The 23,970-nt window shown below is 41.5% G+C and carries 25 protein-coding genes and 2 tRNA genes; 9 read left to right on the forward strand and 18 right to left on the reverse strand.

The window, feature by feature from the left end:
• Positions 1 to 7: 7 nt before the first annotated feature.
• Both GZH31_RS00265 and GZH31_RS00270 read right to left on the reverse strand, forming a co-directional pair.
• Positions 8 to 334, reverse strand: a complete 327-nt coding sequence (locus tag GZH31_RS00265) for a hypothetical protein (protein WP_180311270.1) — start codon at positions 332 to 334, stop codon at positions 8 to 10.
• A 145-nt stretch (positions 335 to 479) separates the two neighbouring features.
• Positions 480 to 674: a hypothetical protein gene (locus GZH31_RS00270; protein WP_036974335.1), complete on the reverse strand. Its 195-nt coding sequence runs from the start codon at positions 672 to 674 to the stop codon at positions 480 to 482.
• A 183-nt stretch (positions 675 to 857) separates the two neighbouring features.
• Here GZH31_RS00270 and GZH31_RS00275 point away from each other — a divergent pair, with 183 nt between their 5' ends.
• Positions 858 to 1,448 carry a DUF938 domain-containing protein gene (locus tag GZH31_RS00275; RefSeq protein WP_065978864.1) on the forward strand — a complete coding sequence of 197 codons (591 nt, stop codon included), beginning with the start codon at positions 858 to 860 and terminating at the stop codon, positions 1,446 to 1,448.
• Here the strand turns inward: GZH31_RS00275 and GZH31_RS00280 are convergent.
• The 3 genes from GZH31_RS00280 to GZH31_RS00290 form a co-directional block, all read right to left on the reverse strand.
• Entirely contained in the window at positions 1,425 to 2,564 is a 1,140-nt protein-coding gene (locus GZH31_RS00280; RefSeq protein ID WP_180311271.1) for a GNAT family N-acetyltransferase, read from the reverse strand. The two genes, GZH31_RS00275 and GZH31_RS00280, sit on opposite strands and share 24 nt — an antisense overlap.
• Positions 2,561 to 3,931, reverse strand: coding sequence for a carboxylesterase (locus tag GZH31_RS00285; RefSeq protein ID WP_180311272.1), 1,371 nt, complete (start codon positions 3,929 to 3,931; stop codon positions 2,561 to 2,563). The genes GZH31_RS00280 and GZH31_RS00285 overlap by 4 nt, the downstream gene beginning before the upstream one ends.
• A 63-nt stretch (positions 3,932 to 3,994) precedes the next feature.
• Positions 3,995 to 4,456, reverse strand: a complete 462-nt coding sequence (locus GZH31_RS00290; RefSeq protein WP_180311611.1) for an Lrp/AsnC family transcriptional regulator — start codon at positions 4,454 to 4,456, stop codon at positions 3,995 to 3,997.
• 113 nt (positions 4,457 to 4,569) lie between these two features.
• On the opposite strand from GZH31_RS00290, the gene GZH31_RS00295 reads away from it, so the two are divergent.
• Positions 4,570 to 5,739 (forward strand): monodechloroaminopyrrolnitrin synthase PrnB family protein, encoded by a 1,170-nt coding sequence (locus GZH31_RS00295; RefSeq protein ID WP_180311273.1) that lies wholly within the window; start codon positions 4,570 to 4,572, stop codon positions 5,737 to 5,739.
• Positions 5,739 to 6,857 (forward strand): aminotransferase class V-fold PLP-dependent enzyme, encoded by a 1,119-nt coding sequence (locus GZH31_RS00300; RefSeq protein WP_180311274.1) that lies wholly within the window; start codon positions 5,739 to 5,741, stop codon positions 6,855 to 6,857. The genes GZH31_RS00295 and GZH31_RS00300 overlap by 1 nt, the downstream gene beginning before the upstream one ends.
• Here GZH31_RS00300 and GZH31_RS00305 read toward each other — a convergent pair.
• From GZH31_RS00305 to GZH31_RS00325, 5 genes are all read right to left on the reverse strand, one after another.
• Positions 6,829 to 7,593, reverse strand: a complete 765-nt coding sequence (locus GZH31_RS00305) for an MBL fold metallo-hydrolase (protein WP_075594404.1) — start codon at positions 7,591 to 7,593, stop codon at positions 6,829 to 6,831. The genes GZH31_RS00300 and GZH31_RS00305 overlap by 29 nt on opposite strands.
• 63 nt (positions 7,594 to 7,656) lie before the next feature.
• A complete protein-coding gene (locus GZH31_RS00310; protein WP_075594403.1) occupies positions 7,657 to 8,133 on the reverse strand; it encodes a DUF4124 domain-containing protein in 477 nt (158 codons plus the stop codon).
• Positions 8,134 to 8,241: 108 nt separating this feature from the next.
• Positions 8,242 to 8,334, reverse strand: a tRNA-Ser gene (locus GZH31_RS00315).
• 53 nt (positions 8,335 to 8,387) lie between these two features.
• Positions 8,388 to 8,478: transfer RNA gene (locus GZH31_RS00320), tRNA-Ser, on the reverse strand.
• Between the two features lie 224 nt (positions 8,479 to 8,702).
• Positions 8,703 to 8,843, reverse strand: a complete 141-nt coding sequence (locus tag GZH31_RS00325) for a hypothetical protein (protein WP_162898013.1) — start codon at positions 8,841 to 8,843, stop codon at positions 8,703 to 8,705.
• Between the two features lie 322 nt (positions 8,844 to 9,165).
• Between GZH31_RS00325 and GZH31_RS00330 the strand changes: the two genes are divergently transcribed.
• A complete protein-coding gene (locus GZH31_RS00330; RefSeq protein ID WP_036974456.1) occupies positions 9,166 to 10,014 on the forward strand; it encodes a diacylglycerol kinase family protein in 849 nt (282 codons plus the stop codon).
• Between the two features lie 55 nt (positions 10,015 to 10,069).
• Here the strand turns inward: GZH31_RS00330 and GZH31_RS00335 are convergent, their stop codons facing one another.
• Positions 10,070 to 10,999 carry a DMT family transporter gene (locus GZH31_RS00335; RefSeq protein ID WP_180311275.1) on the reverse strand — a complete coding sequence of 310 codons (930 nt, stop codon included), beginning with the start codon at positions 10,997 to 10,999 and terminating at the stop codon, positions 10,070 to 10,072.
• A 110-nt stretch (positions 11,000 to 11,109) separates the two neighbouring features.
• Here GZH31_RS00335 and GZH31_RS00340 point away from each other — a divergent pair, with 110 nt between their 5' ends.
• Positions 11,110 to 12,543, forward strand: coding sequence for a PLP-dependent aminotransferase family protein (locus tag GZH31_RS00340; RefSeq protein WP_180311612.1), 1,434 nt, complete (start codon positions 11,110 to 11,112; stop codon positions 12,541 to 12,543).
• Positions 12,544 to 12,606: 63 nt separating this feature from the next.
• On the opposite strand, the gene GZH31_RS00345 is transcribed toward GZH31_RS00340, so the two are convergent.
• Complete coding sequence (locus tag GZH31_RS00345) at positions 12,607 to 13,407, reverse strand: YggN family protein (RefSeq protein WP_180311276.1); 801 nt, start codon at positions 13,405 to 13,407, stop codon at positions 12,607 to 12,609.
• 391 nt (positions 13,408 to 13,798) lie between these two features.
• On the opposite strand from GZH31_RS00345, the gene GZH31_RS00350 reads away from it, so the two are divergent.
• Complete coding sequence (locus GZH31_RS00350; protein ID WP_036974357.1) at positions 13,799 to 13,987, forward strand: PA3496 family putative envelope integrity protein; 189 nt, start codon at positions 13,799 to 13,801, stop codon at positions 13,985 to 13,987.
• A 54-nt stretch (positions 13,988 to 14,041) separates the two neighbouring features.
• Here GZH31_RS00350 and GZH31_RS00355 read toward each other — a convergent pair whose 3' ends face one another.
• Complete coding sequence (locus GZH31_RS00355) at positions 14,042 to 14,524, reverse strand: glutathione peroxidase (RefSeq protein ID WP_180311277.1); 483 nt, start codon at positions 14,522 to 14,524, stop codon at positions 14,042 to 14,044.
• A 67-nt stretch (positions 14,525 to 14,591) separates the two neighbouring features.
• On the reverse strand, positions 14,592 to 15,464 hold the full coding sequence (locus GZH31_RS00360; RefSeq protein WP_036974361.1) for a LysR family transcriptional regulator: 873 nt from the start codon (positions 15,462 to 15,464) through the stop codon (positions 14,592 to 14,594).
• A 151-nt stretch (positions 15,465 to 15,615) separates the two neighbouring features.
• On the opposite strand from GZH31_RS00360, the gene GZH31_RS00365 reads away from it, so the two are divergent.
• Entirely contained in the window at positions 15,616 to 16,770 is a 1,155-nt protein-coding gene (locus GZH31_RS00365; RefSeq protein ID WP_036974363.1) for an iron-containing alcohol dehydrogenase, read from the forward strand.
• 6 nt (positions 16,771 to 16,776) lie between these two features.
• Here the strand turns inward: GZH31_RS00365 and GZH31_RS00370 are convergent, their stop codons facing one another.
• Positions 16,777 to 17,076 carry an AzlD domain-containing protein gene (locus tag GZH31_RS00370; RefSeq protein ID WP_074989611.1) on the reverse strand — a complete coding sequence of 100 codons (300 nt, stop codon included), beginning with the start codon at positions 17,074 to 17,076 and terminating at the stop codon, positions 16,777 to 16,779.
• On the reverse strand, positions 17,073 to 17,780 hold the full coding sequence (locus GZH31_RS00375) for an AzlC family ABC transporter permease (protein ID WP_036974367.1): 708 nt from the start codon (positions 17,778 to 17,780) through the stop codon (positions 17,073 to 17,075). The genes GZH31_RS00370 and GZH31_RS00375 overlap by 4 nt, the downstream gene beginning before the upstream one ends.
• 153 nt (positions 17,781 to 17,933) lie before the next feature.
• Between GZH31_RS00375 and GZH31_RS00380 the strand changes: the two genes are divergently transcribed.
• Positions 17,934 to 18,584 (forward strand): cytochrome b/b6 domain-containing protein, encoded by a 651-nt coding sequence (locus GZH31_RS00380; protein ID WP_036974369.1) that lies wholly within the window; start codon positions 17,934 to 17,936, stop codon positions 18,582 to 18,584.
• Positions 18,585 to 18,645: 61 nt separating this feature from the next.
• On the opposite strand, the gene GZH31_RS00385 is transcribed toward GZH31_RS00380, so the two are convergent.
• Together GZH31_RS00385 and GZH31_RS00390 are read right to left on the reverse strand one after the other, a co-directional pair.
• Entirely contained in the window at positions 18,646 to 19,098 is a 453-nt protein-coding gene (locus GZH31_RS00385; RefSeq protein WP_036974371.1) for a cytochrome c, read from the reverse strand.
• Between the two features lie 103 nt (positions 19,099 to 19,201).
• A complete protein-coding gene (locus GZH31_RS00390; protein WP_036974373.1) occupies positions 19,202 to 19,672 on the reverse strand; it encodes a DUF2721 domain-containing protein in 471 nt (156 codons plus the stop codon).
• Positions 19,673 to 19,910: 238 nt separating this feature from the next.
• Between GZH31_RS00390 and GZH31_RS00395 the strand changes: the two genes are divergently transcribed.
• A complete protein-coding gene (locus GZH31_RS00395) occupies positions 19,911 to 23,891 on the forward strand; it encodes a S8 family serine peptidase (RefSeq protein ID WP_075594399.1) in 3,981 nt (1,326 codons plus the stop codon).
• Positions 23,892 to 23,970 lie beyond the last annotated feature (79 nt).

The raw sequence follows: 23,970 nt of genomic DNA on the forward strand, positions 1-23,970 counted from the left end.
AACACTCCTAAATAGGGTTAAACTCTTGACTTAGAAAGCAGGCTTCTCGCTCTAAGCAAAAATATTTTTCAATACAGTTATGAGTTTTGTAGTAACGCTTTAACGCGAGCTGCGGTTTGTAGAGTTGAGCTAAACATTGCTTACGAATAGCATTGTGAACTAAAGAATCGCACATTTTCTCAAGTAGTTCATGAAACGTACGCCTTAAATACAATTCTTGTAAAATAAAGCTTTGATGTTTTTCGTAATAGCGTGCGATGTTTAATCCCGCTTCAATATAGCCCGCAACCAACGCTGGAGCATGAAGCCCCGGTCTTTGACAAACACATTTCATTTGCCGCTGATAATTGAGCATAGCATTGTGAGAGTACATAAGAAAACCGATTAGCTGTAATGATAACCATTATCATTACAGCTAATCGGTTTTAGTGCAAGTCTTATATAACGGTGTTAAGACTGAATAGATTAACTGCAGAGGTCTAATTATAACCAAGAATAAAAATCTGGTCTGTTTCATGTTTTTTCGGCGCCTGTACATTTTCTTTATTGCATTGAGAAAGAAGGTCAATCACGGTTGCTCTGTCATCACAACTTGTTAAGGCGGCTTTTTCGCTTTCTGCACGCTCGCTCGCGGCAATGGCTGCATCGACAGCAGTGTAAGGTGAGATATACATTATATTGCTCCTATTGGTTTACTCATTACTGAATTTGCATAAGCTATACCAATCATGGTTATAAAATATAATCCTTTGAATTAAATGAATTTAAATTATTTTTAATGCAATAGAGCGCGACATTATTGTGGATTTTTGCTTTACTGTTGTGCATTAATTACCAAACATGGTGCAAAAACTGGTATGGAAAAACCATTCTCTCAAGCCTGTGAAAATAACAAATCACCCATTCTTCACGTATTAAAAGACTTTTTTGCCGATGTAGAAAATGTACTCGAAATTGGCTCAGGTACAGGGCAACATAGTGTGCACTTTGCCAAGCATTTAACGCATTTGCAGTGGCTATGCAGCGATCGTGAGGTGAATCACTTAGGTATTTTACAATGGCATCAGGAAGCATCGTTAGCTAACTTGCATGCCCCTTTGTCACTAGATTTACAGCATGCTTGGCCTGTTGATAGCGTGAACGCAATCTATACCGCCAATACACTGCATATTATTAGCTGGCCGCTGGTTGAGCGTTTCTTTCAAGGGGTTGAAAAGCATTTAGCCCACCAAGGAAAGTTATGTATTTATGGGCCATTTAAATACCAAGGCAATTATACAAGTGCCAGTAACGCTGAATTTGATACCTTTTTAAAGCAACAAGATGCAAACAGTGCAATACGTGATTTTGAAGCTATTTGCCAACTTGCAGAGCAGGCAGGCTTAACGTTTGTTGAAGATGTACAAATGCCAGCTAACAACCAATTACTGCTGTTTAAACGGCAGTAGGGTATCGCACTGTGCTTTATAGAGTGCCATGTGTTGGCGCTCTCTGGCGATAAAATCGTTGATAGCCGCAGCAAAATCAGGCTGTTGAATATGGTGTACTGAGTAAGTGTAAACAGGCTGAAACCCTCGGCTTATCTTATGCTCACCTTGTGCTCCAGAGTGAAACTGTTTTAGCTTATTGGCAATGCAGTATTCAATCCCTTGGTAATAACACAGCTCAAAATGCAGACTGTCGATTTCATCATTTGCGCCCCAGTAGCGACCATACAGACACTGTTTATCTTTAAAGCTTAAAGTCGCAGCGATAACTTCATCAGCCTGTTTAGCAAGCATTAATACTAACTGTGTGGGCATTGTATCTCGTAGTCGTTGAAAAAACGCATTATTTAAATAACCTGTGTGACCTGAGCGTTTAATATAAGTTTGGCTATAAAAGTGGCTAAAGAGCTGCATGTCCTGAGCGCTTATAGTGTTACCTTCTCGCCACTCGATGGTTATGTGTTGTTGAGTGATTTTGGCACGCTCTTTTTTTATCGACTTTCGCTTGCGTGCTGTCAGTGAGTCTAAAAAATCATCAAAGTGAGAGTATGCTTGATTAAACCATTGAAACTGGACGCCTTGACGTAGCATAACAGCATCGCTTTTTAGTGATTCAGCCTGTTGCTGGTGGCAAAAGTTGATATGCCAGCCCGACCATTGCCTATCGTGCGCAGTATTCGTTAATACATGCGTTAAATAATTATAAACACTGTCTGGATTGGGGTGGTTAATGCTCAGTCTTTGACCTTCAATGGGGGTAAAAGGCACGGCAGATAACCATTTGGGGTAGTAATCTAAACCATGTTGTTGATACGCCTCTGCCCATGCCCAGTCAAACACATATTCACCGTAAGAGTGATACTTTATATACCCAGGTAGTAGAGCAACGATATGTTTTTGCTGGTAAATTGCCAGGTGCATTGGTTGCCAACCTGTGTTTTTACTCACGCAGCCACTGTGCTCAAGCGCAGCTAAAAAAGCATGATCGGTAAAGGGGGTATCATGAAAAAAACGCTGCCAAATTGTCGTATCAATATCCGTTATTTGATTAAACCAACGGTGACTAAATTGGCTCATTGTTCAGAGGCCCTTTCAACGTCTTTAATAAAGTCTGTGATATGTAAGCTGAGCTTATCGAAATATGGATTGAAGGTGAGTCTTGCAAATGGCTTATACTTAGCTAAATTCTCTGCTGTGCGCTCACCAATAACAATTTCAGGCTGATATTTACAGGCTTTGTATAGGGTATCGTCATCTAAATAACTGCCACAATTTCGATAGCGGGCAGTGCGGCCATAGTGTGGATTGCTTGGTTTATTAACGATACCAATATGTGACATGCCTTGAATATTTTTACAGTCTTCGGTGTCGCAGTCATCGCTAATTATCAGGTAATCGGCTGGAAAACTATTGGGTATATTTTTATCATCACCGTAATAAACAAGGCGATTAAGTTGGCTGTTTTTATGAGTTTTGGGATTGTGTAGCTTAGCTAATAATTTAAACGTTACTTGATTATCAATCGTGGTATCAACATCGCTAAAGGTGCTAAAAAAAGCAACATCAGGTAGTGAACGGTGTTTTAGTTTATCTAAGCTGATGCGCTTCATGGCTTCATAACTGGCTGATGCGGCATTAAATGGAAAGGACTCATATTTTGCAAAATCGAGATCGGCATCTTTATCTATCCAGTTTATAAAGGGTATCGCGTCAACCCACTTGGCTAGCCAGCCATTTTTATTATGGGGCTCAGTCGCGGGTGAAAACAGCATCGCGCCGATAATGTGTTTATCAACGGGACCTTGGGTTAAATAATCAATGATCATTGCTGCACCTGTTGAATACCCCCCTAAAATGACCTGATCAAAATCTTTTAACGTGCGCTCAATAGCGTAAGTGCTCGCCTTGTACCAGTCGTCGGCATTAATCTCTTTGAGTGCTCCTGGTGCTGTACCGTGCCCTGGTAATAACAGGGTACGTACCGTATAACCTTGTTGATAATACACTTGAGCTAAATCATGGTAGGTAAAAGGTGAGTCGGTTAAGCCATGGATTAATAGCACTGCCTTACGGCTCTGTTTTTGTGTTAACTCAAAAGGGCTGATTAAATCTGCTACTGTTGCATTTGCAGGGCGTGATCCTTGCGCAACGAGTTGCTTATAGGTGTCGGTATAGACTGGGCAAGGCAGTGTTGCGCGGGGATTTTCGCTGCTAATTTCAAGGTAAGCAGCTGTAAGGTAGTCACTATACGCTTGCTCGGTGTTATAACTAAAGGTGCTGTGTGAGCGAGGAAGAGGTTCTCTGAAAAGCCCTTCCCGCTTACTTTTCATCATGAGATTTTCATCTTCCAGTTGGGTTAAACACGTTTCTTGCTGTGCCTGTAATGGGGGGCTGCCGAGTCCAAAAAGAATGAGAATAAAGGCAACTAAGTTGATGAATTTCATTGTATAAGAGTCCTTTTAAGTATTCAGCTTATCGCGTTATTGTCGTATTGCAAGTACGCAGCGTCACGCTAAAGGTAAATGGCGTTTAGTGAATGCTTGCTTTAATACCACCGTCGATTCGATATTGGCAATACAATTGATACTGCCTAATTTATGTTTTACAAAACTTTCGTAGCTTTCTAAGTCAGCGGCAATTATTTTTAATAAATAATCATAGCTGCCTGAAATAACCGAGCATTCCAGTACGTGTTCAAGCTTTTCCACTTGCTGTTCAAACTGCTCTGCAGCAGCAACCGAGTTTTGATTTAAGCGTACAAACGCATAAACAGAGACATTTAAGTCAACCGCTTTGGGGTTAATTGCAGCATGATAACCACTAATCACATTACTTGATTCAAGCTTCTTAATTCGGCGCAGGCAAGGAGTGTCAGAGAGGCTGACTGATTGAGCAAGCTCAGACACAGATGTACGTGCATTATCTTGTAGTACGTTGAGTAATTGTTGGTCTTTTTTGTCTAGTTTCATTTCTATTTGAGTGATTTTCACTAATTATCGCAAATTCTAGCTTATATTTTAGCGATTAGCACTCAGTGAACTCTGTTAACATTATCGCAATATATTTATTTTGGAGTAAGCCTGTGACTGAGAACACCAAGGCATTTGATAGCTGGCTGCGTACCCGATTTGTTGAGATCAATAGCGAACTAGAAAAACTATATTGGCAACAAGACGATAAAGCGAATGTAGAAGGCGTTGGCGAACACCTTAAACACCAGTTAGAGCAGGAAGGGAATGAGCATATTCGTGCCTTATTAGCAGAAGGCAATACCGACGAAGGTTTTGATAATGCCTTTGATTTATTAGGCAATGTTGGCTTATTTATGGCTGCATGTCGTCGCCATGAAATTACTGAACCCTCACGCGAAACCACTTCTCCCTTGGTTGATGCGTCGGCACTTGCTATGCACATTGGCGCATCTATTGGTGTTACACCACGCTTTGCGACTGCTCATTTAACCACCCACAATAAAGCGGTTGATGGTCTTTATAAGCGCTTTACAAATCTTGAAGATGAAAAAGTCTTTGTTGATTACAACACCAAAGGAATTTTGGCTTACAAACGTGCGGCAGATGCGTTACTAAAAATTCAACCATTAGGAATTTCGCACCCAATTGCCGCCGATTTATTGGCTGTAGCCAAACATGCATTACTGGATGTCATCGAGTCAAATAATGCGCTGTATAACAAACTCGATACTGATCGTTTCTTTTACTGTGTGCGCCCTTATTACAAACCCTATCGCGTAGGGAAAGAGGTTTATCGTGGTGCAAATGCCGGTGATTTTGCAGGCATTAATGTGATTGATATGTTGCTTGGACTTTGTTTTGCTAACGAGCCAAGCTATTCGCAAATGCTGGTGGATAAATTTTTATACATGATGCCAGAAGATCAGCAAATATTGCGTGAAAGCATGCGGATGACGAGTATCATGGATGACTTTTTAGCCGCAGAAACTGAACGAGATAGTGAATGGCTGCAAACAAACTTAAAGTTATTTATTCAAGTTTGTAAATTGCATGGTGACACAGCAATCGGTCATCATAATCAACTCGTGAGTAAGTACATTGCACAGCCATCACAAAGAATGCAGCAACAACATATGGATAAAGTCACGGCGAGTGGGCCACCGTTACATGTGTTGCTTAACTCTCTTGAGCAATTACGTGATCGCCGAGCCGCAGCAAAACGCGACGATATCCGTACTCGCTACGATGATTTAACTAAGCTAAAACAGTGGATTAAGTAATGCGTAAACATGACTTTATACTCGCCCCAGGAAGCTATTTATTAAATCATTCTGTGGGCCGCGCTTTAAAATCGGCAGAGCCGTATTTTCATGAGCATTTTTTTGCCGCTTGGCAAAATGAAAATAAAGAGCCTTGGCAGCAATGGTTACACGGCGTTGAGGCATTTACATCAAGCTTAGCGCGGCTGTTTAATTCGGATGCAGAGCTATTTTGCCCACAAGTGAATTTATCGAGTGGCTTAACAAAGTTAGTGATGTCGCATCCGCGTTTGCAACAGACAAACTGCACAGTATTAATGGCTGAAAGTGATTTTCCTAGCATGGGATTTGCGATGCAAAAAGCGCTCCCTGCATGCGCTGAAATTGTGTTTATTGGCGCTGATGAGGATTTAACCGATGTTCAGGTTTGGCAATCATATTTGGCTAAGCAAGCGTTCGATTTAGTGTTTGTGAGTCATGTGTATTCAAATACTGGCCAGCAAGCTCCGATTGCTGAAATCATTCAAATTGCAAAGCAATCCAATACGCTAAGCCTGATAGATATCGCTCAGTCGGCAGGTATATTAGAGGTGGATTTAACAGCACTTGACCCCGATTTTATGCTTGGCTCGAGTGTTAAGTGGTTGTGTGGAGGCCCTGGTGCTGCTTATTTGTGGGTCAATCGTCATCAACTTGCATTGTGTCAGCCAAAAGATGTTGGTTGGTTCTCTCATCAAAATCCATTTGAGTTTGATATCAAGCATTTTACTTATCATCATACGGCACTGCGTTTTTGGGGAGGAACGCCATCAGTCGCACCGTGTATTTTAGCTGCGCATAGTATTCGCTACTTTGCCGATTTAGGCATTGATAAAGTACGCGCCCATAACTTAGCAATGCTTGCTACGTTGCATGCTGAGCTGAGTGAATATATGCGTTCGCCAAGTGCAGCAGATAAATGCTCCGGCACGGCAATCATGCATTTTGGTCGTCAACAACAGGCGGTTAAAGCGGCGTTGCATGAGGCTAATATCGCTGTTGATGAACGTCATTTAGGGCTAAGGGTCTCAGCCCATGTTTATAATGACGACAATGATATAAATGACTTTATTAAGACTGTGAAAAGCGTTTTAGATTAAGTGCTTGTCGCGCTTTTGCCTTTACAGAACGCCAGTGTGTCATCGGCTTTTTCGGTACCAGCGCTAAAATGTGTTCGAAATCGATGTCATCAATATGCATTTCATTACTGTGCGCAAACATAATGCGTTGAGGTTTAAGGGCTTTTAGCATTAATAAAGAGTTTAAATACAGTTTAGGATAAAACACAGGAAAGGGTGGCATAAGCTGCCCTTTCACTTTTACGAGTAAGTCGGCAATGTAAATTCGCTCTGTGGGAATATGGTACAGGCTAATATCGCGGTCGGTATGACCTGGCGTATGCAGTGCTTGCCAGTCATCAAAATTCGGTAGGGTAGAGTCGGTTGCTAAGTAATAGTCGGCATCTAGATATCGGCTATACCAAAGGTTGCGTCTTTCTTTGTTTAGCCGACCTGCAACCCACCATGCAAGAGCGATATCGGTCAAGTGCATTAAAATACCATCAAGGCCCTTATACCATTGCCCCGGTGCATTAGATGTCGCAATTTTTGCACCGCTTAGTTTTCTTAGGGCATGGGCGCCACCGGCATGATCGGGGTGCATATGAGTCACAACAATCAGTTTTAAATCAGTCAGAGGGCGGTTGAGTTGTTCGGTAATATAGTTAAATACGGTGTCGACATCAGCGCGGCAACACCCATCGAGTAGCATTAGTTTGTCGGGATATTCAACTAAGTAAATATTTTGAATATAGCCTTCGATTGTGTGTATGTGCATTACCCTCGCTCCCTTAATTAACCCGTCTCAATTGTTATATCATGCCTGACCAGTTTAGGAAAATTAGGGGGTTTGTGTGCCTTTCAGTTGCTTTTTACGCTCTTCTAATTGTTTTATCTGTTGTGCAAATTGCGTAAGTTGGTTTTCATAGTATGAATTTATGCGCTTACTTTGTTTACTTATTGCATCGTCAATCGAATCTGCACCTAATCTGTTCGCCGCATCTTGAGTCATTAACTTAAGTTTTTCTATTCGTTCGCGCTGTTGTTGCTTTAGGTTTTTACGTTCTAATTCTAGTTGTTGAATTTTGCGATCGATTTCTTGGACTTGTAGGTAGTCATCAACGCTTAGCTCAGGCTGTTTTTTTGTATTATCGGTGAGTTGTTTAGGGGGAAGGTTGATTTTTATGATAGTGGCGTCTTTTCCACAGGGTTGCTCTGAGAAAGTGGCAACACCCTTTATCATGCATTTATAGACAGTTGCTTGGCTGCTATTCGCGCCTAACAGTAATGTTAAAGTTAACAAAGCTGAACTGATCATGGCGTCTCACCGATAATTTAACTGAGACTTAGCATGCATGATTAACAATAAAAGGTGCAAGTTTTTGGGCATAAAAAAACCGCTAAAAAGCGGTTTTTAATAATAAAATGGTGGAGAAGGAGGGATTCGAACCCTCGATAGAGCTACAAACCCTATACTCCCTTAGCAGGGGAGCGCCTTCGGCCACTCGGCCACCTCTCCAACGCATAATTCAGATTGTAACTTGCTGATAATTATCAACAAATAAAAATAAGTGGTGGAGAGATAGGGATTTGAACCCTAGAGGGGCTACAAACCCCTGCCGGTTTTCAAGACCGGTGCATTCGACCACTCTGCCATCTCTCCACAAAGTGTTGCGAGAATAATACTTAGCTGAATCGGTTGTGTAAATAGGAAAAAGTTCGTTTGCTTGTTTTTTGAGCGTAAAGACGGTGTTTTTTGTAAAAAGCTTTAAATTTTTGCTGTTTTAGTGCTTTTAAAAAGAGGGGAGCAGCAAACGAGGAGCTAAAGAAGATGCTTCGTTAGTGGTTGGGTGTTTGCTGCACCTAAAAAGTAACCATGGTTGGGGATTACTTATATTGTACTGCACCGCCAAGCGCTAGCTTTTTGCCGTAGCGATTAAGTTTTGCCAACATTTTTGCTTTGCGGTTAGTTGGTTTTACGGCAACATGAGTTGCAGCATTTTGATTTAAAGTGTTAATTGGGTTCATTACTTTGCTCCAGATTGTGTTTGGTTGAAAACATGGGTATTTTGCAGGCAAAGTGAACAAAAATAAAACGATAAAATTTGAGTCTACCGGATAACTTTTTCTTATCTGAATGTGCCTTGTTAACGGTGGGTTAAGTTACGTGTCTCATTGTTTTTTGAATAATTATGCTAAGGGAGTTCGCTCTAAAACCCTTGTTTATAAGGGTTTTTAGATTTTGAAACTTTGTTTTATGCGTTTTTAAAGTTTCAAATTGAGTATTTATTCAGATTAATTTAATTTGAATAAAAAGGGGTTTCTTACTGAGAAGATGAAGTGATAGTTGATGTTAATAATAATAAAGCCAAGTGACAAAAAAAATACTAAGCAAAGTGTCGAATGGTTATTAAACGAATGCACATTACGGCACATTGAGCCGCAACTTTTCTTTACCACGGGACACTTTGAAAGTGACCATAAAGCAATTGCGAATCTTGCAAAGCACGTTAATCAGGCTGTTGTTATTGGTGGCGATGGTTCACTGCATTTAGCCATTAATGCACTGTTTGGTTGTGATTGTTCAATTGCCTTATTGCCAGCAGGGACCGGTAATGACTTTGCGCGAGGCTTTGCTTTTAAGCCGCAACAATGGCGAGACGCTGTCTTTTCAGGCCATACTCAGTTAATTGATGTTGGGAAAATTAATCAGCGGTATTTTATTAATGTGGCTGGGGTCGGTTTTGATGCGGATGTTGTTAGTCAATTAAATCAAGTGGGGCGGTTTACTGCGTTTGGTTATCTATGGCAGGGCATTAAACAGTTATTTTCTTTTCAAGCAAAGTCTTTATCAGGGGTATTTGCCGACAAGCATGAAGAGTTCACTAATTTAGTGACTTTATTTGCTAACCATCATTATTTTGGTGGAGGCTTAAAAATTGCGCCTCATGCCATATTGAATGATGGAGAGCTTGAGTGTTATCGCATGCCAGCAGGTAACTTAGTGAAGAATTTACGCAGTTTTTTACATCTCATTTTTGTAAAACATCATAACTTAAACGAGCTTCAATACTGCCGTTTGTCTCGTGCCGAAATACACACTGCCGGTTTACTAATAGAGGCTGATGGCGAGTTGGTCGGTGTGACACCTGCAAAAGTTGTCATGTATCACCAAGCATTACGTTTTCATTTACCATAAAAAAGCGCCTGCTATTTTTAGCAGGCGCTTGGTGTTAGAGGTGACATAATCACTTCTAACTGGGGACAGAGCGATTTTGCAGATTATTTCTTGTAGCAAAAAACGCTTTAATTCGTTGTGTGGGCGTTAATACAATGGCATTGCCAAATAGCACTAAACTAAACCCTATAAATGTGTTGGTTTGCCACTCAAACCCTTCAAACAATGTACTCAGTACGACTGCAACCAGAGGAAATAATACAATGACGTAACTGGCGCGCTCGGGACCAATATTTTTCAACAGCGCAAAATAACAAGCAAATGCGATGACAGTGCCAAATATGGCTAAGTAAAGTAGCGATACCCAGTAACTTGCAGGTGCAGTGAATGTCAGTTGCACGTCGCTTATTAATACATACACGGCTAAGCCAATAGCACTGTAAAGCATGCCCCATGCATTCCCCTGCATAACGCCAATATCACGCTGAGAATTGCGGACGCTGATCATATTACCTAATGAAGCCACAAAGGTCCCTGACAGCGCAAGTAGTAACCCGACCAACGTACCATTACTCAAGTCGAACTGCTGAATTTGTGGCCAAAACAAGCTGGCGATACCCAAAACGCCTAACAATGCGCCAACGTAAATTCGCTTGGCGATTGGTTTCGAAAAAAACAGTCGGGTATTAATAATATTCATCACTAATAGCATTGAGAATGCAATGGAGGCCATGGCAGAACTAAGGTAGTTTTGTGCCCAATACAGTGTTAGGTAGTTCAAACCAAAGTTAAATAATGCCAGTAGGGTAAAAAAACCATGATCACGCCATGAATAACGCATCGGCAGGTTTTTAAATAACACAAATGCCCACATTAAAATGGCGGCAATCGCAAAACGATAGAACAAAGAAATTTCAACGGCGACATCACCTAATTGAAACTCAATAGCCAGCCACGTTGATCCCCAGATCAATACAGTTGCAAGGTAAAGAGCGGCGCTTTTCATCTTTATTGCCTAAATAGGGTAAGTGTGTTTATTTTAAGTTGATTCTGTATACTTAACATATACAGAAAACTACAAATGCAACCTATACAGTTTGGTGGGCTATGTCACAAGTGATCAGTCGCAGTAACAGTGAGTTCTTGTATCAGCAAGTGACTCAGTTAGTAAGAGATTTATCGTCACAGGGATCGTTATTACCCGGTGAAAAACTCCCTTCATTGCGAAAAATGGCTGAAAAGCTTAATGTCAGTATTCCTACCGTTAAGCAGGCCTATCAGCTTCTTGAGGGGCAAGGGTTGATTGAAGCGAGAGAGAAGTCGGGATACTTTTTAAAATCATCGCAGTTAAATCAATCAAGACCCAAGCGCGTGAAATTAAGCCGCGAGCCAATGACTGTCAACAAGCAAGCGCTGATAGAGCAAGTTTATAGCGCAATTCACAAAGCCAATGTTGTCCCGTTTGGTATTGCTAATCCAATTGCTGCGGCACCCACCGATAAAGCATTAGCACGAACGATGCGCCGAGTGATGACATTGGCCGGAGCTACGGTAATTAATTATGGGCCGATGGATGGCTTTGCTCCGTTAAAAAAGCAATTGATTCATCGTTATTTAGATTTCGGAATTGGTGTGGCGAGCGATGAATTGGTGATCACCAATGGGGCACAAGAAGCGCTTGCCATTGCACTAAAATGCGTGGCAAAACCTGGTGATGTGATTGCGATTGAATCACCTTGTTACTTTGGCATCATTGAGTTAATTGAAAGTTTAGGATTGAAAGCGCTGGAAATCCCACTATGCCCAGATGAAGGCATTTGGTTAGATGACTTACAACAGGCGCTAGATGAGCATGATATAAGAGCATGCGTGTTCTCTACCTCATTGAATAACCCCGTGGGGAGTTTTATGCCTGATAGTAAGCGTGAACAGCTGGTCGCTTTACTTGAGGCTCGTGATGTTGTGCTGATAGAGGATGATGTATACGGTGACCTACATTACACCGCAAAACGTGCTACACCAGCGCAGGCTTACTCTAAAAAAGGATTGGTGATCACCTGCGCCTCATTTTCAAAAACGGCTGCGCCGAGTTATCGGATTGGTTGGATTATTGCGGGCCAGTTTGCTGAACAAGCCAGACGTTTTAAACGAGCCTTGAGCTGCTCAGCGCCATTGATCAATCAATGGACCTTGTATGAATTTATTGCCAGTGGTGAATATGACAGAAATATTCGTTTATTACGCCAGCGACTAAGTGCCAACAAAGAGCGAATGATTTGGTGCCTGCAGCAATATATGCCAAGTTGTGCACGTATTAGTAACCCGCAGGGAGGGTGTGTTATTTGGGTGGACTTAGGGAGCCAATATGATGCCGTTAAACTATTCCATTTAGCATTAGATGCGGGGATTAGTATTACTCCTGGGCTTATTTTTTCGGCGGGGAAAAAATACCGCAGCTGTTTTCGATTAAGCTATGGTTTGCCTTGGTCAGAGCGTTTGGAAGACGCGCTCAAAACGTTGTCACAACTAACCGTACTTGCAAAAAAATAAAAAAAGCGCAGAGCAAGCTCTGCGCCATAAGACCAAGTAGATTGGTTCAGGGATGTTAATGCATTACAGGGTGTTCTGTTTGAACGTGAACAGTTGGTATTCTTTGAGTTGTGGCACTAAAGCAACGAGCTGTTGCTCTTTGTGAGCAATATCGGCAAAGCTGCCACACAATGCGTCGGCACGTTTTTCAAGTTGCGCTGCTTGTGTTTCTACACGCGCTTCGATTTGTTCACCCATGTTTTCCATGCGCTGTTCAAACGTGTCCATATCACCACCCGAGCCAAGAAGCTCAGAGCCTAGCGCAACTAAAATACTGCCCATTGATTGCATCATTGCCGATTCAACTGCAGACTCAATTTGTTGGTCGAATTGTTCATCAAAATTTTGACCAAACTTTTCAAAACTTTGCTGACCCATGGTGAATGCACCTTGTTGGTAAAAGGTATTTTGCACTTCTACACTAATCTCATCCATTAATTCCGAGATGTCATCAAAGCCACTAATGTTGAATGCGTTTGCCACTTCTTCAATTGCAACACCGGCAATTTTCACACCCTCTAGAGCAATGTTTGCCACTTCGGGTAGTTGGCTACGTAAGCTATCTGAGTAATTTGCAATAGCTTGTTGTTGAGATGCATTCAGCGATATGTTTTCGCCATCAATGTATAAGTTATTTTGATCAATGATTTTCATTGTGCGGTTATCAGTAGTGAACACTTCTAATTCGTTTGGCGTGATGCGAACATCGTTCTTGAACTCAACATCACATTGCTCACCACTGAATGAAATATGCGTATCATTATCGTTATGAGCCATAGCGCTGGTTGCGATAAATAAAGAACTTACTAACAATAACTTTTTCATTTTTTTCTTTCCTGTTTGAAATGACGAAAATAAATAATCAAACTTAATGCCAAGGTTTTTATTGTGTTTATTTTCATTGAGTTATGTTGTTTTTGTGGTTTTTTAAAATGAAAGCTGTTTGGTTTTTTAGCCATTTTTTAGTCAAATTAACTAAAAAACACACATGGATAAATGTGTTTTATCGAAACGATAAAAAACTCTCACTTTTCAGAAATCAAATTTAGCGCTATTTATTCACAATATTGACATATCGCCACTTTAGCATGGCGGTGTGGCTTTATTTTGGTGGTTTTTTACATACTAAATAACCACTGAGCTTTTTAATCTTTGCCAATTCACAGAGCAAATTTTAATCTCCTGAATTGGTCTCAAACACTTTATGGAGTGGGTTGTGGGTAAGACATTTAGTTATGATGCGCTAGATGACGATTTTGTTGAAGACGAGTACGAAATGGTCGGGCGTAATCAACACGACAAGAAAAAGCAACGCGTTAAGAAGAAGTTGGAAGACTATCTTGAGCAAAAACGCTTGCGCAGAAACTTAGGCGAAGACGACTTTGATGAGTACATGAACGACTAAGCATAAATTTAGATAAAGAGGCTATTGCCTCTTTATTGCTTTTTGGTTCGAGGTTTATTTGCTCAGTGCTGTAATAATTGCAGACTCGATGTGTTCTGGTTTAGTGAGGGGCGCGAATCGTTTAATTGCTTTACCATGCCTACCAATCAGAAACTTTGTAAAGTTCCACTTTATTTTACGGGTGATAAAGCCCGGTAGTTCTGATTTTAGGTGCCTAAAGACAGGGTGAGCATGTTCACCATTGACATCCACCTTACTCATCATTAAGAAACTCACGCCATAGTTGATGAGGCAGCCTTCCTTAATTTCTTTTGCGTCACCGGGCTCTTGTTTACCAAACTGATTACACGGAAAGCCAATAATAATGAGGCCTTGATCATGGTATTTTTCGTGCAATTTTTGCAGGCCTTCGTATTGTGGTGTAAAACCACACTTGCTCGCTGTATTGACGACTAAAACGACTTTATTTTCGAAATCAGAAAAGTGAACCGTTTGGCCTTGTAAGTTGGTTGCTGAGAGTTGATAAAATTCGTTCATAATAGTGACTTTTTATTATTATTTGATTGATTCTAACCCGCTTGCCTTATTTCTGAAAGTGTGAATTTTATTCAGCGAATTCATTGGTAAGGTGCTCAATTAGTAAACGTACGCGGTAAGGCAAGAGATCTTTGCGCGGATACACCAACCAAGAGGCGTTGTCGCTGACTTGAAAGTCATCCAGCACTGTTACAAGTTGCCCTTTTGCAATATAGGGCTCAACAATGTCGTGTGCCAAATGCGCGATTCCGATGCCAGCAATAGCTGCACTTAGAATGGCTTGAGGGTGATTGCTGCGCCAATTGCCATTTATACGGACTTCTTTGATGTGTTCATCAATGTTAAAACGCCAACGTTTTCTCATCGCGATTAGGCAATTGTGTTCAGTCAACTCATAAGGGTGCGTTAAGCGTGGATGGTTGGCTAGGTATTCAGGGCTTGCGACAAGCGTCATTATTCGCTTGCAAAGAGGTCTGGCGATAAGATTGGAGTCTTCCATGCGGCCAAAACGAACGGCTAAGTCAAAGCCCTCTTCAACTAAATTGACATTACGGCTATTGAAGTCGATTTCGACTTCGACCTCTGGGTAGCGTTTGACAAATTCGGCAACTTTCGGTGCAACTTGATTGGCAACAAATTCACCGGCACCTGTAATACGAATAAGCCCTTTAGGTTGGCGTTGCTCACCCTGTAACTGGTTATTCGCATCGATAAGCTCTTGCCGGATTGCTTTAAGTTTGATCGCATATTCTTTTCCGGCCTCTGTCAGGCTTATTTTTCGCGTGGTACGCTGAAAAAGGACTGACCCTAAGCGGTTTTCAAGTTGTTGAATTTGCCTACTAATATGTGAAGTAGAGACCTCCATCGCCTTGGCTGCATGGGTAAAGCTCCCTTGCTCAACAACATATAAAAATTCGTCTAAACCTTGCCACATATTCATATCCTAAGATTTCTAGCTAGTGTGAGTTTACGTTAATTATTATTGCATTACTGCAAAAGTGATTATCTATTTTACCGCTTTATCCCTATATAAAAATAACTAAAATGGTTTATTCACTGATAAAAACTCACATCAACGATGAGGAAGCCACATGTTAAATTTTAGTTTTGAAAACCCAACCAAGATTCATTTTGGTGAGCAACAGATTAAAGAGATTCAGTCAGAAATCCCTAAAAATGCCAAAGTACTCGTCACTTATGGTGGTGGCAGCATTAAGAAAAATGGCGTTTATGATCAGGTTAAAGCAGCATTAAGTGAGCATACGTGGTTTGAGTTTGCAGGTATTGAGCCAAACCCAAGTTACCAAACCTGTATGAAAGCCGTAGAGCTTGTTAAAGAAAAGCAGATTGATTTCATTCTGGCTGTAGGTGGGGGTTCTGTGGTTGATGGCAGTAAGTTTATTGCCGCTGCGGCTGAATTCACGGGTGAGCCTTGGGATATTTTAGCAAACGGCGCAGAAGTAAAATCGGCGGTTGCACTCGGTGTGGTACTGACCTTGCCTGCAACGGGGTCTGAGTCGAATACCTTTAGTGTTGTCTCAAACCTTGAAACTCACGATAAACTTCCATTTGCCAGTGAGTATGTGCGCCCTCGTTTTGCGGTACTTGACCCCGCAGTAACGTTTTCATTACCAGAGCGCCAAGTGACTAACGGGATTGTTGACGCATTTGTACATACTATGGAGCAATACCTTACGTATGATGTAGGTGCAAAGTTGCAAGACCGCTTTGCCGAAGGAATTTTAATGACCCTCATTGAAGAAGGGCCTAAAGCATTCTCAGAGCCAGAAAATTATCAGGTGCGCGCTAATATTATGTGGTCAGCAACAATGGCATTAAATGGGTTGATTGGTGCGGGCGTACCTCAAGATTGGGCAACACATATGATAGGGCATGAAATGACAGCAGTGTACGGCCTTGATCATGCGCAAACCCTAGCGATTGTATTACCACGCATGATGGCTGAGCAAAAAGACACTAAGCGCGGTAAGTTACTACAATATGCAGAACGTGTGCTGGGACTGGATATTACCAATGAAGAGGCGGCAATTGAACACGCGATAGCTGCAACGGAAGCTTTCTTCCACAGTGTTAAAATGCCAACACGTTTGAGCGATTATAACTTAGACGACAGTGTGGCAGATAAGCTTGTTGCGCAGTTAGAGCGCCATGGTATGACTGCACTGGGTGAGCGTGAGCAAGTGACACTTGAGAAAAGCCGCGCTATTTTGCTCGCCAGCGTATAAGTTGCGTTAGCTCAAGATTATAAATAATCCCATCCCTGCCAGTGTTGTGTAGTAAATGTTGTGTGTTTTGTAAGCCACAATAACGGAAAGTACTGCAGCAATTAGGTAGGGATTTTGCCAATCTAAATTAATCCCTTCATCATTAATAAATACAATGGGCACCCAAATAGCAGTGAGCACGGCAGGAGCACTAAAACTCAAAAACTGCTGCATTTTAGGGCCTACCTTAAAAGGCAAAGCGCGGTGTAGAAACAAGTAACGCGTAAAAAAAGTAATACACGCCATTAATACAATCGTGGTCATCATGCACTATGCTCCTCTTTTGCTTGCCAGCGGCTAATTGCGTACCCAACCGACATAGCAATCAGTGCTGCTGTTACTAACCATAACTGAAAACCGTGGCTTTTAAGGAGGGTTGCAACGACTCCTGCGGTGACGACGGTGGCAAGAGTTGCGAGGTTTTTCACCCCTGGCACCACTAATGCAATAAAAGTGGCGGCAATAGCAAAATCAAGGCCTAGGTTTGTTAAATCGGGCAATAAGCTGCCAGCAACAATACCAAGCAATGTCCATATGTTCCATGCGATATAAAAACTAAAGCCAGCACTTAAAGCATAAATAAGGCGCAGCTTTGTTTGGTAGGCTTTAGGGTGATGCGAAAAAGCAAATAACTCATCGGTTAAAACAAAGCTGACAGGTAAACGCCAACCAAATGGTTGATCAATGACTTTATGGCGGATGGCTAGGCCATACAAAAAGTGTCTTGAACTTATAATAAGCGTGGTAAATAAAATAGTGAGTAAGGGGGTATTGCCAGCCATTAATTCAATCGCGACTAACTGCGCAGAACCGGCAAATACGAGTAGTGACATTGCTTGTGTTTCAAACGCACTAAAACCATTTTGGATTGCTAAAGAGCCACACAGAATGCCCCATGGGATGACGGCTAAACATAGCGGGAGCATGTCGAAAAAGCCTTTTAATAACGCTTTGAGAATAGGTTTTTGCATTTTATCGCTCTTACTTGTTGTTATGGCTCAGATCAAAACACCTGTAATAGAGGCGTGTCAAAATAACCGAAGTTTGCAATAATGTATACCCCAATGCCTTGCCGGTTCTGGTCTTTTTAAGTGCTTTGAGTATATTTCATAGGGAGCGTTATCATGTCTAAAGTGAAAGTATGGGATGGCTTTATAAGAAGCTTTCATTGGTTATTAGTTGTTGCAATTGCAACGCTTTATTTTAGTGCTGAAGAAGGCATGCTGGAGCTACATTTTGCAACTGGGTATTTCACGCTAGCGCTCATAATCACGCGTCTTATATGGGGAGTTATTGGCAGTAAAACAGCCAAGCTGTCCTCATTGATACATTCACCGATTGCGGCAATTAAGTCATTTAAAAATAATGAGCATAAAGCTGGTCACGGGGCTGCCGGCAGCTATATGGTCATTGCGTTTTTTATATTAATTTTGGCGCAACTAGGCTCAGGATTGATGACCAGCGATGACATACTTACCGATGGACCGCTTGTTAAATATGTATCTACGGACACGGTTGAGTTTGCTGGTTGGTTACATCACCTGAACTTTGATATTTTACTGTATGCTATTGTGCTGCATGTAATTGCGATTGTGATATATCGCATTAAAGGCAAGAACCTCGTTAAACCAATGCTGACGGGCAGTAGTGAGCAAGTCTCTGTGACTGAGCCTGTGACAAAATCACCCTTGCTTGCATTCGTTATTTTTGCGCTGTGTTTAGTGGTACTTTTTACCACATGGGGTGCTGAGCCATTAAGTTATTTGTTTAATTAAGTGAGTTGAGTGAGTTAAGTGTTAAAAAAGGCGCAGACGGCGCCTTTTTTAATGTCGTTGACTAGTCTTTAAATGACTTATGACAGTCTTTACATCCTTTAGCCCACGCACCGAATGCTTTACCAATTACTTTCTGATCACCACTTTTTGCTGCAACCGCAAGTTCATCCGCATATTGCTGGAAAGCGACTGCTTTTTTCATAAAAGTATCGTTATCGCTCCACACCGCGGGAAGCGCTGATGTTTCGCCTTTGTCTGAACCTGCAACAAATGCTTCCCATGGCATTTTTGATAAAGCGGCAGCATTATTTGCTCGCATTTGGAAGCGCTCAGCATCAAAAGGGACTTTTCCTTTTAACATGTCGCCCATATCACCAATTTGTACACGGATCATAGAAAACGCAGCTTGGCGGTATTCAATCGCGTCGCTAGGTTCTTCGAATACGGTGCTTGCTGTTGCGCCTAGTGCCAGTGTCGATAACATGGTACCTAATACTAAGTGTTTTAATTTCATTCCTTTTGCCCCTTTAGATGTCATAAAGATAAACTGTTTGAGTTGTATCTTAGCTAGGTGTTTTATTCAAGTGTAATGCGGTTAATCTTAACTTAAGTTTAATTTAATCATTAATATCAATGTCAGCGAAGATCATCCCGCGTCGCATGCTACGTGTTGCTAAGAAAACTTCGCCAAGTAACGATAAAAAGCCACAAATGAGCAGTGCCATCGCAGCCACAAAGCAACTGGCAATGGTCACACTTAAGTTGATAGAGTGAATGTGTGATAAAAATAAACACATAACCACGGCGCACACGAGCAAAGCACTTAATACACTTGCACTAAATGCAATATGAATACAGCGAGAACGTTTTAGCAGGGCTCTTAATTCTGTGGTCAGTGACTTATTGAACTCTTCGTCGGTACTGACTTTTAGCTTTCGCTCTAACTGCCTAGCGCGGTCTGTAATACGCGCTAAACGATTTGATAAAACACCTAAGGTTGCCGCAATACCGGTGATTAAAAAGACTGGAGCGACAGCGGTTTGTATAACCTTTGCCATCGTTAGTATGTTAATGACTTCTGAGTTCATTGTGCCTTACTCTACTCTAAAAATACTACTTTCGTTTACAAACGTTTACATCAAATTTATGATGTCAAAGCTCAATTAAAACAATGGGGTAGATTAACATTGGCACCTTTTGTAGGTTGTAATGTAACCATAATGTAATCGAGATGTTGTTCTGGTTTGTGTTTACGTTTTATATTGGTACTGAAACGTAGTTTCAATCACTATTTAGACGATAACATAACATATCCCAGGGGAACCCATGTCTAATAATCTAATAAAAAGAACAGCCGTTGCTTTAGCTGTGACTAGTGCACTATGTGCCAGCGCGCAAGCGAATGATTTTTCAAAATATAATCTAGCAGGTAAAGAATTAATTAAACCGAGTGCGGTAAGTAAAAAAGAACAAAATACTCGCAGTGAAGTGACTAGTTGGTTAGTTAAATTAAATGTGCCAGCAACTATTAATGCAAAAAGTTTAGGGGCAGATGTTGCCTCAGTTCAAGCACAAGCCAAATTAGCACAAGCCAGTGTAGAGCAAGCTATTCAGAGTATGGACTTACCCGTTCAAGTTGTAGCTAAGACATCAACACTTGTAAGCTCGGTTGTACTGAATGGTAACAAACAAGATATCGCAAAATTACTTTCAAACTCGCAAGTTGAAGGTATTTATCCCGTCTATGATTACAAATTACATGTAGCTGATAGTGCTGACTATATTGAAGCGACTCCACTTGTAGCGAATGGCTTAGCGACGGGTCAAGGTGTACGTGTTGCTGTACTAGATACAGGTATTGATTATACGCACACTGCATTTGGTGGTGAAGGCACTGAAGCTGCCTATGAAGCAGCCATTGCAGACCCTACAACTGTTGATTGGCCGCAAGGAAAAGTGCTTGGTGGTTTCGATTACATTAATAATGATGCGGATCCAATAGATGTAACGACAAACCATGGTACGCACGTATCTCACTCTGTGAATGGCATTGCACCAAATGTTGATTTATTTGTTTATTCAGTGTGTGCTGCTAACTGTCCAGGGTTGGCGCAATTACTTGCGTTAGAGAATGCGATGGACCCTGATGGTGATGGTGATATTTCTGATCGTGTAGATGTCATTAATATGTCTTTAGGTGGTGACTATGGTGACATTGCTAACGACGCGGTTGGACTTTTCATTAATGAGGCTGTAAAGCTAGGCACTAACGTGGTTATTTCAGCGGGTAATGATGGTGCATACCCATTTATTGTTGGTGGTCCGAGTACAACAGAGAATGCGTTGTCTGTTGGAGCAATGACTCACCCTACAGAAGAGCAGTCAGTTGCTAGCGGTACAGTTAACGATGAAGAAACTATTGTTCAACCAGCTAGCTTCGGTCCACAAACTGCATTTAGTTACACAAATGACAACATTGAATTAGTTTACCCAGAAGCAAATCAAACAGCGTGTGAAGCATTTGCTGATGACGTTGATTTTACTGGCAAAGGTGTGATTATTGACCGTGGTGCGTGTGCATTCACAGTTAAAGTATTAGCAGCTCAAGCAAAAGGTGCAGAGTTCGTTGTCATTGCAAATAATACAGATGATGGCACGCCAGCACCTATGGGCGGTGCCGATGCAGCAGTCACAATTCCTTCTGTAGGTGTAACATTTACAGCAGGTGCTGCGCTTAAAGCGGGTGGAACATTTAACTTAACTGTTGAGCGTTTAGTATTGTCTGGTGCAATTGCAGACTTTACATCACGTGGTCCATCAATGGGCGGTTTATTAAAACCAGAAATTACCGCGCCGGGCGTGAACATTATGACGGCTCACCCAGGTCTTGGTGATGGTTTAACAGGCGCTACAGGTACTTCGTTCTCTGGTCCTATCACGGCTGGTGCAGTGAGTTTACTGAAAGAAGCATTACCAGAGCGCAATGCACTTGAAATTAAAGCAACGTTAATGAATACCGCTAACTTAAACGTAACAATGGAGCCATTAGCACTTAACCCAGATGCTGAACTTGCGCCAATTAGTTACATCGGTGCGGGTTTAGTTGATGTTAATAAAGCTGCAAACTTACCTGTTGCTGCTTGGGCAGCAGATACCAAACAAGCGGCTCTTTCGTTTGGTTTAGTGAATGCATCAGAAACAGTTAAATTAACAAAAACGGTACAAGTTAAGAACTTCTCGAATGAAGTCAAAGTGTATTCGCTTTCTTTAGAACAGCGTTATCAAAACGATATTGACCGTGGTTCATTCTCATTAGATTACCCAGAGACAATCACTGTTCCTGCAGGTCAAACGCTATCATTTGATGTGACAGCAACGATTGACCCTACTACATTACCAGAATGGACACTGACGGATGATAACATTGGCTCGCAAGCAGTCACTGCTGATTTAACAAACTTAGAGCTTGATGGTGCGTTAGTCTTCTCTGATGGTAGTGAAAGAGCATTCCACCTTGTGTATCACGTATTGCCAAAAGCAAACGCTGCAATGAGCTTTACTCCTGTGATGACAGAAGATGGCCTTGCTCATACGTTAACTAATACTGGTGCAGTGGCACTTGAACCAGTATTTGCACCAACAGTAATGACTGATGAAATAGATGAAGACCAACGCTTTGATTTAGTGGGCGCGTCAATTGAGACGTTTGCTGTGCCAACAGAAGTCTGTGCAAGCGGTTTTGTTACTTTAACTACGGTAGTGATGAATGAAGGTATCACTCACTCTTATGTGGGTGGCTTTATGGCTGACTTCGATATAGACCAAGATGGTACATACGATGTAACAGTTCAAAATGGTAAACTTGAGTGGTTCTATGATGTTGAGCCTGGTACTGCAATTACCTTTACACATGGTTATGGAAGCAGCTCTGGCGCGCTGAATAATATCTATCAAATCATTGGTAATAATCACTTAACAATGCAAAGCTGCTTGGGTGATTTTGGTTTAACTGCTGAAGATATTGGTAAAGTCTCAGCAAATGTTCGCTTCCGTACAGAGGAAGAAACATGGACACCAATCGCTACAGGTGCAGGCGATGTTGCAATGGGAACATATACGTTTACTGATGCTTCTAATGATGTATATGCTGTACTTGTGAATGAAGCTGGTGAAGCAGTAAGCTCAGTTGAGCCTGGTGCATCAGCAACGCTATTAAACGCAGGTGCAGACTTCATGATCCTGTCTGATTCAGGTTCTAAAGCATTTGTAGCAACACCTCGTGATGACGCAAATTCAGCCCCAGTTCTTTCTGATGCAATGTTTAGCGTTGATGAAAATACATCGACAGGTACTGTTATTGGCACACTTGAAGCAACATACAGTGCAGATCTTGCAAACCCTATCTCTGAGTTTATTGTACTCAGTTCCAATTCAACAGCTGTTTCAGTAACTTCTGAAGGTGATGTTGTTGTAATGGATGAAGCAATGCTTGATTTCGACGCAGGACTTGTGTCTATAGAGATAGAAGTTGTGGTAACTGACTCTGCTGGCAATATTTCTGAACCGGCTATGGTTACAGTAATGGTTAATAACTTAGCAGATGAAGCCGCTGAAATGATGCCAGTTGTGGAAGCGGGTCAAATGTTTACTGTTCAAGAAAATGCAGTGTCAGGAACAGTGATTGGTACTGTTTTGGCATCTGATCCAGACGCTGAAACTACGCCAATTGTTTCTTACTCAGTAGAAGGTCATGATGGTATTGCTATTGATGAAATGGGCAGCCTGACTGTTGTAGGTGAAATTGATTTTGATACAACACCAGTTATCGAATTAATGGTTACTGCGATAGACAGTGCTGAAAATATGTCTGAGGCTGTTCTAGTTACTATTGAAGTTACAGAAGACCCAGCAGAATCTAAGCCTGTTATAGCTTCAGGACAACGCTTCTCTGTTGATGAGAATGTTGCTTTAGGTACTGTGATTGGCACGTTAGAGTTCTCTGATCCTGATTCAGATGAAACGCCAGTTGTTGAATTTATCGTATCGGGTAGCAACTTAGTTACTGTTAATACTAATGGTGTTATTAGTGTTGCGAGCGAGCTTGATTATGAATTCCAAAGTGAATTTACATTCTCTGTAATTGCTGTTGATTCTGCCGGCAATATGTCAGACGCAGTAAACGTTGAAGTTGAAGTGAATGACATTCGTAGTAATGACGATGATGATAAAGATGATTCAGGTTCATTAGCATGGTTAACTTTACTAGCTGCACCGTTTGCATTTATGCGCCGTCGCAAGCAAAAGTAATGACTTGATTTGTAATTAATAAAGGGAGCTTCGGCTCCCTTTTTACATTGCTTCACAAAGCATGCTTATATCTTGCTCT

It is taken from the genome of Pseudoalteromonas sp. JSTW (genome assembly GCF_013423925.1).
In the GTDB taxonomy this organism is placed as follows: domain Bacteria; phylum Pseudomonadota; class Gammaproteobacteria; order Enterobacterales; family Alteromonadaceae; genus Pseudoalteromonas; species Pseudoalteromonas lipolytica.

Coding starts and splice junctions, on each gene's coding strand:
- GZH31_RS00265 (WP_180311270.1), bottom strand. CDS start 334: ATGAAATGTGTTTGTCAAAGACCGGGGCTTCATGCTCCAGCGTTGGTT.
- GZH31_RS00270 (WP_036974335.1), bottom strand. CDS start 674: ATGTATATCTCACCTTACACTGCTGTCGATGCAGCCATTGCCGCGAGC.
- GZH31_RS00275 (WP_065978864.1), top strand. CDS start 858: ATGGAAAAACCATTCTCTCAAGCCTGTGAAAATAACAAATCACCCATT.
- GZH31_RS00280 (WP_180311271.1), bottom strand. CDS start 2,564: ATGAGCCAATTTAGTCACCGTTGGTTTAATCAAATAACGGATATTGAT.
- GZH31_RS00285 (WP_180311272.1), bottom strand. CDS start 3,931: ATGAAATTCATCAACTTAGTTGCCTTTATTCTCATTCTTTTTGGACTC.
- GZH31_RS00290 (WP_180311611.1), bottom strand. CDS start 4,456: ATGAAACTAGACAAAAAAGACCAACAATTACTCAACGTACTACAAGAT.
- GZH31_RS00300 (WP_180311274.1), top strand. CDS start 5,739: ATGCGTAAACATGACTTTATACTCGCCCCAGGAAGCTATTTATTAAAT.
- GZH31_RS00305 (WP_075594404.1), bottom strand. CDS start 7,593: ATGCACATACACACAATCGAAGGCTATATTCAAAATATTTACTTAGTT.
- GZH31_RS00310 (WP_075594403.1), bottom strand. CDS start 8,133: ATGATCAGTTCAGCTTTGTTAACTTTAACATTACTGTTAGGCGCGAAT.
- GZH31_RS00325 (WP_162898013.1), bottom strand. CDS start 8,843: ATGAACCCAATTAACACTTTAAATCAAAATGCTGCAACTCATGTTGCC.
- GZH31_RS00330 (WP_036974456.1), top strand. CDS start 9,166: ATGTTAATAATAATAAAGCCAAGTGACAAAAAAAATACTAAGCAAAGT.
- GZH31_RS00335 (WP_180311275.1), bottom strand. CDS start 10,999: ATGAAAAGCGCCGCTCTTTACCTTGCAACTGTATTGATCTGGGGATCA.
- GZH31_RS00345 (WP_180311276.1), bottom strand. CDS start 13,407: ATGAAAAAGTTATTGTTAGTAAGTTCTTTATTTATCGCAACCAGCGCT.
- GZH31_RS00355 (WP_180311277.1), bottom strand. CDS start 14,524: ATGAACGAATTTTATCAACTCTCAGCAACCAACTTACAAGGCCAAACG.
- GZH31_RS00360 (WP_036974361.1), bottom strand. CDS start 15,464: ATGAATATGTGGCAAGGTTTAGACGAATTTTTATATGTTGTTGAGCAA.
- GZH31_RS00365 (WP_036974363.1), top strand. CDS start 15,616: ATGTTAAATTTTAGTTTTGAAAACCCAACCAAGATTCATTTTGGTGAG.
- GZH31_RS00370 (WP_074989611.1), bottom strand. CDS start 17,076: ATGATGACCACGATTGTATTAATGGCGTGTATTACTTTTTTTACGCGT.
- GZH31_RS00375 (WP_036974367.1), bottom strand. CDS start 17,780: ATGCAAAAACCTATTCTCAAAGCGTTATTAAAAGGCTTTTTCGACATG.
- GZH31_RS00380 (WP_036974369.1), top strand. CDS start 17,934: ATGTCTAAAGTGAAAGTATGGGATGGCTTTATAAGAAGCTTTCATTGG.
- GZH31_RS00385 (WP_036974371.1), bottom strand. CDS start 19,098: ATGAAATTAAAACACTTAGTATTAGGTACCATGTTATCGACACTGGCA.
- GZH31_RS00390 (WP_036974373.1), bottom strand. CDS start 19,672: ATGAACTCAGAAGTCATTAACATACTAACGATGGCAAAGGTTATACAA.
- GZH31_RS00395 (WP_075594399.1), top strand. CDS start 19,911: ATGTCTAATAATCTAATAAAAAGAACAGCCGTTGCTTTAGCTGTGACT.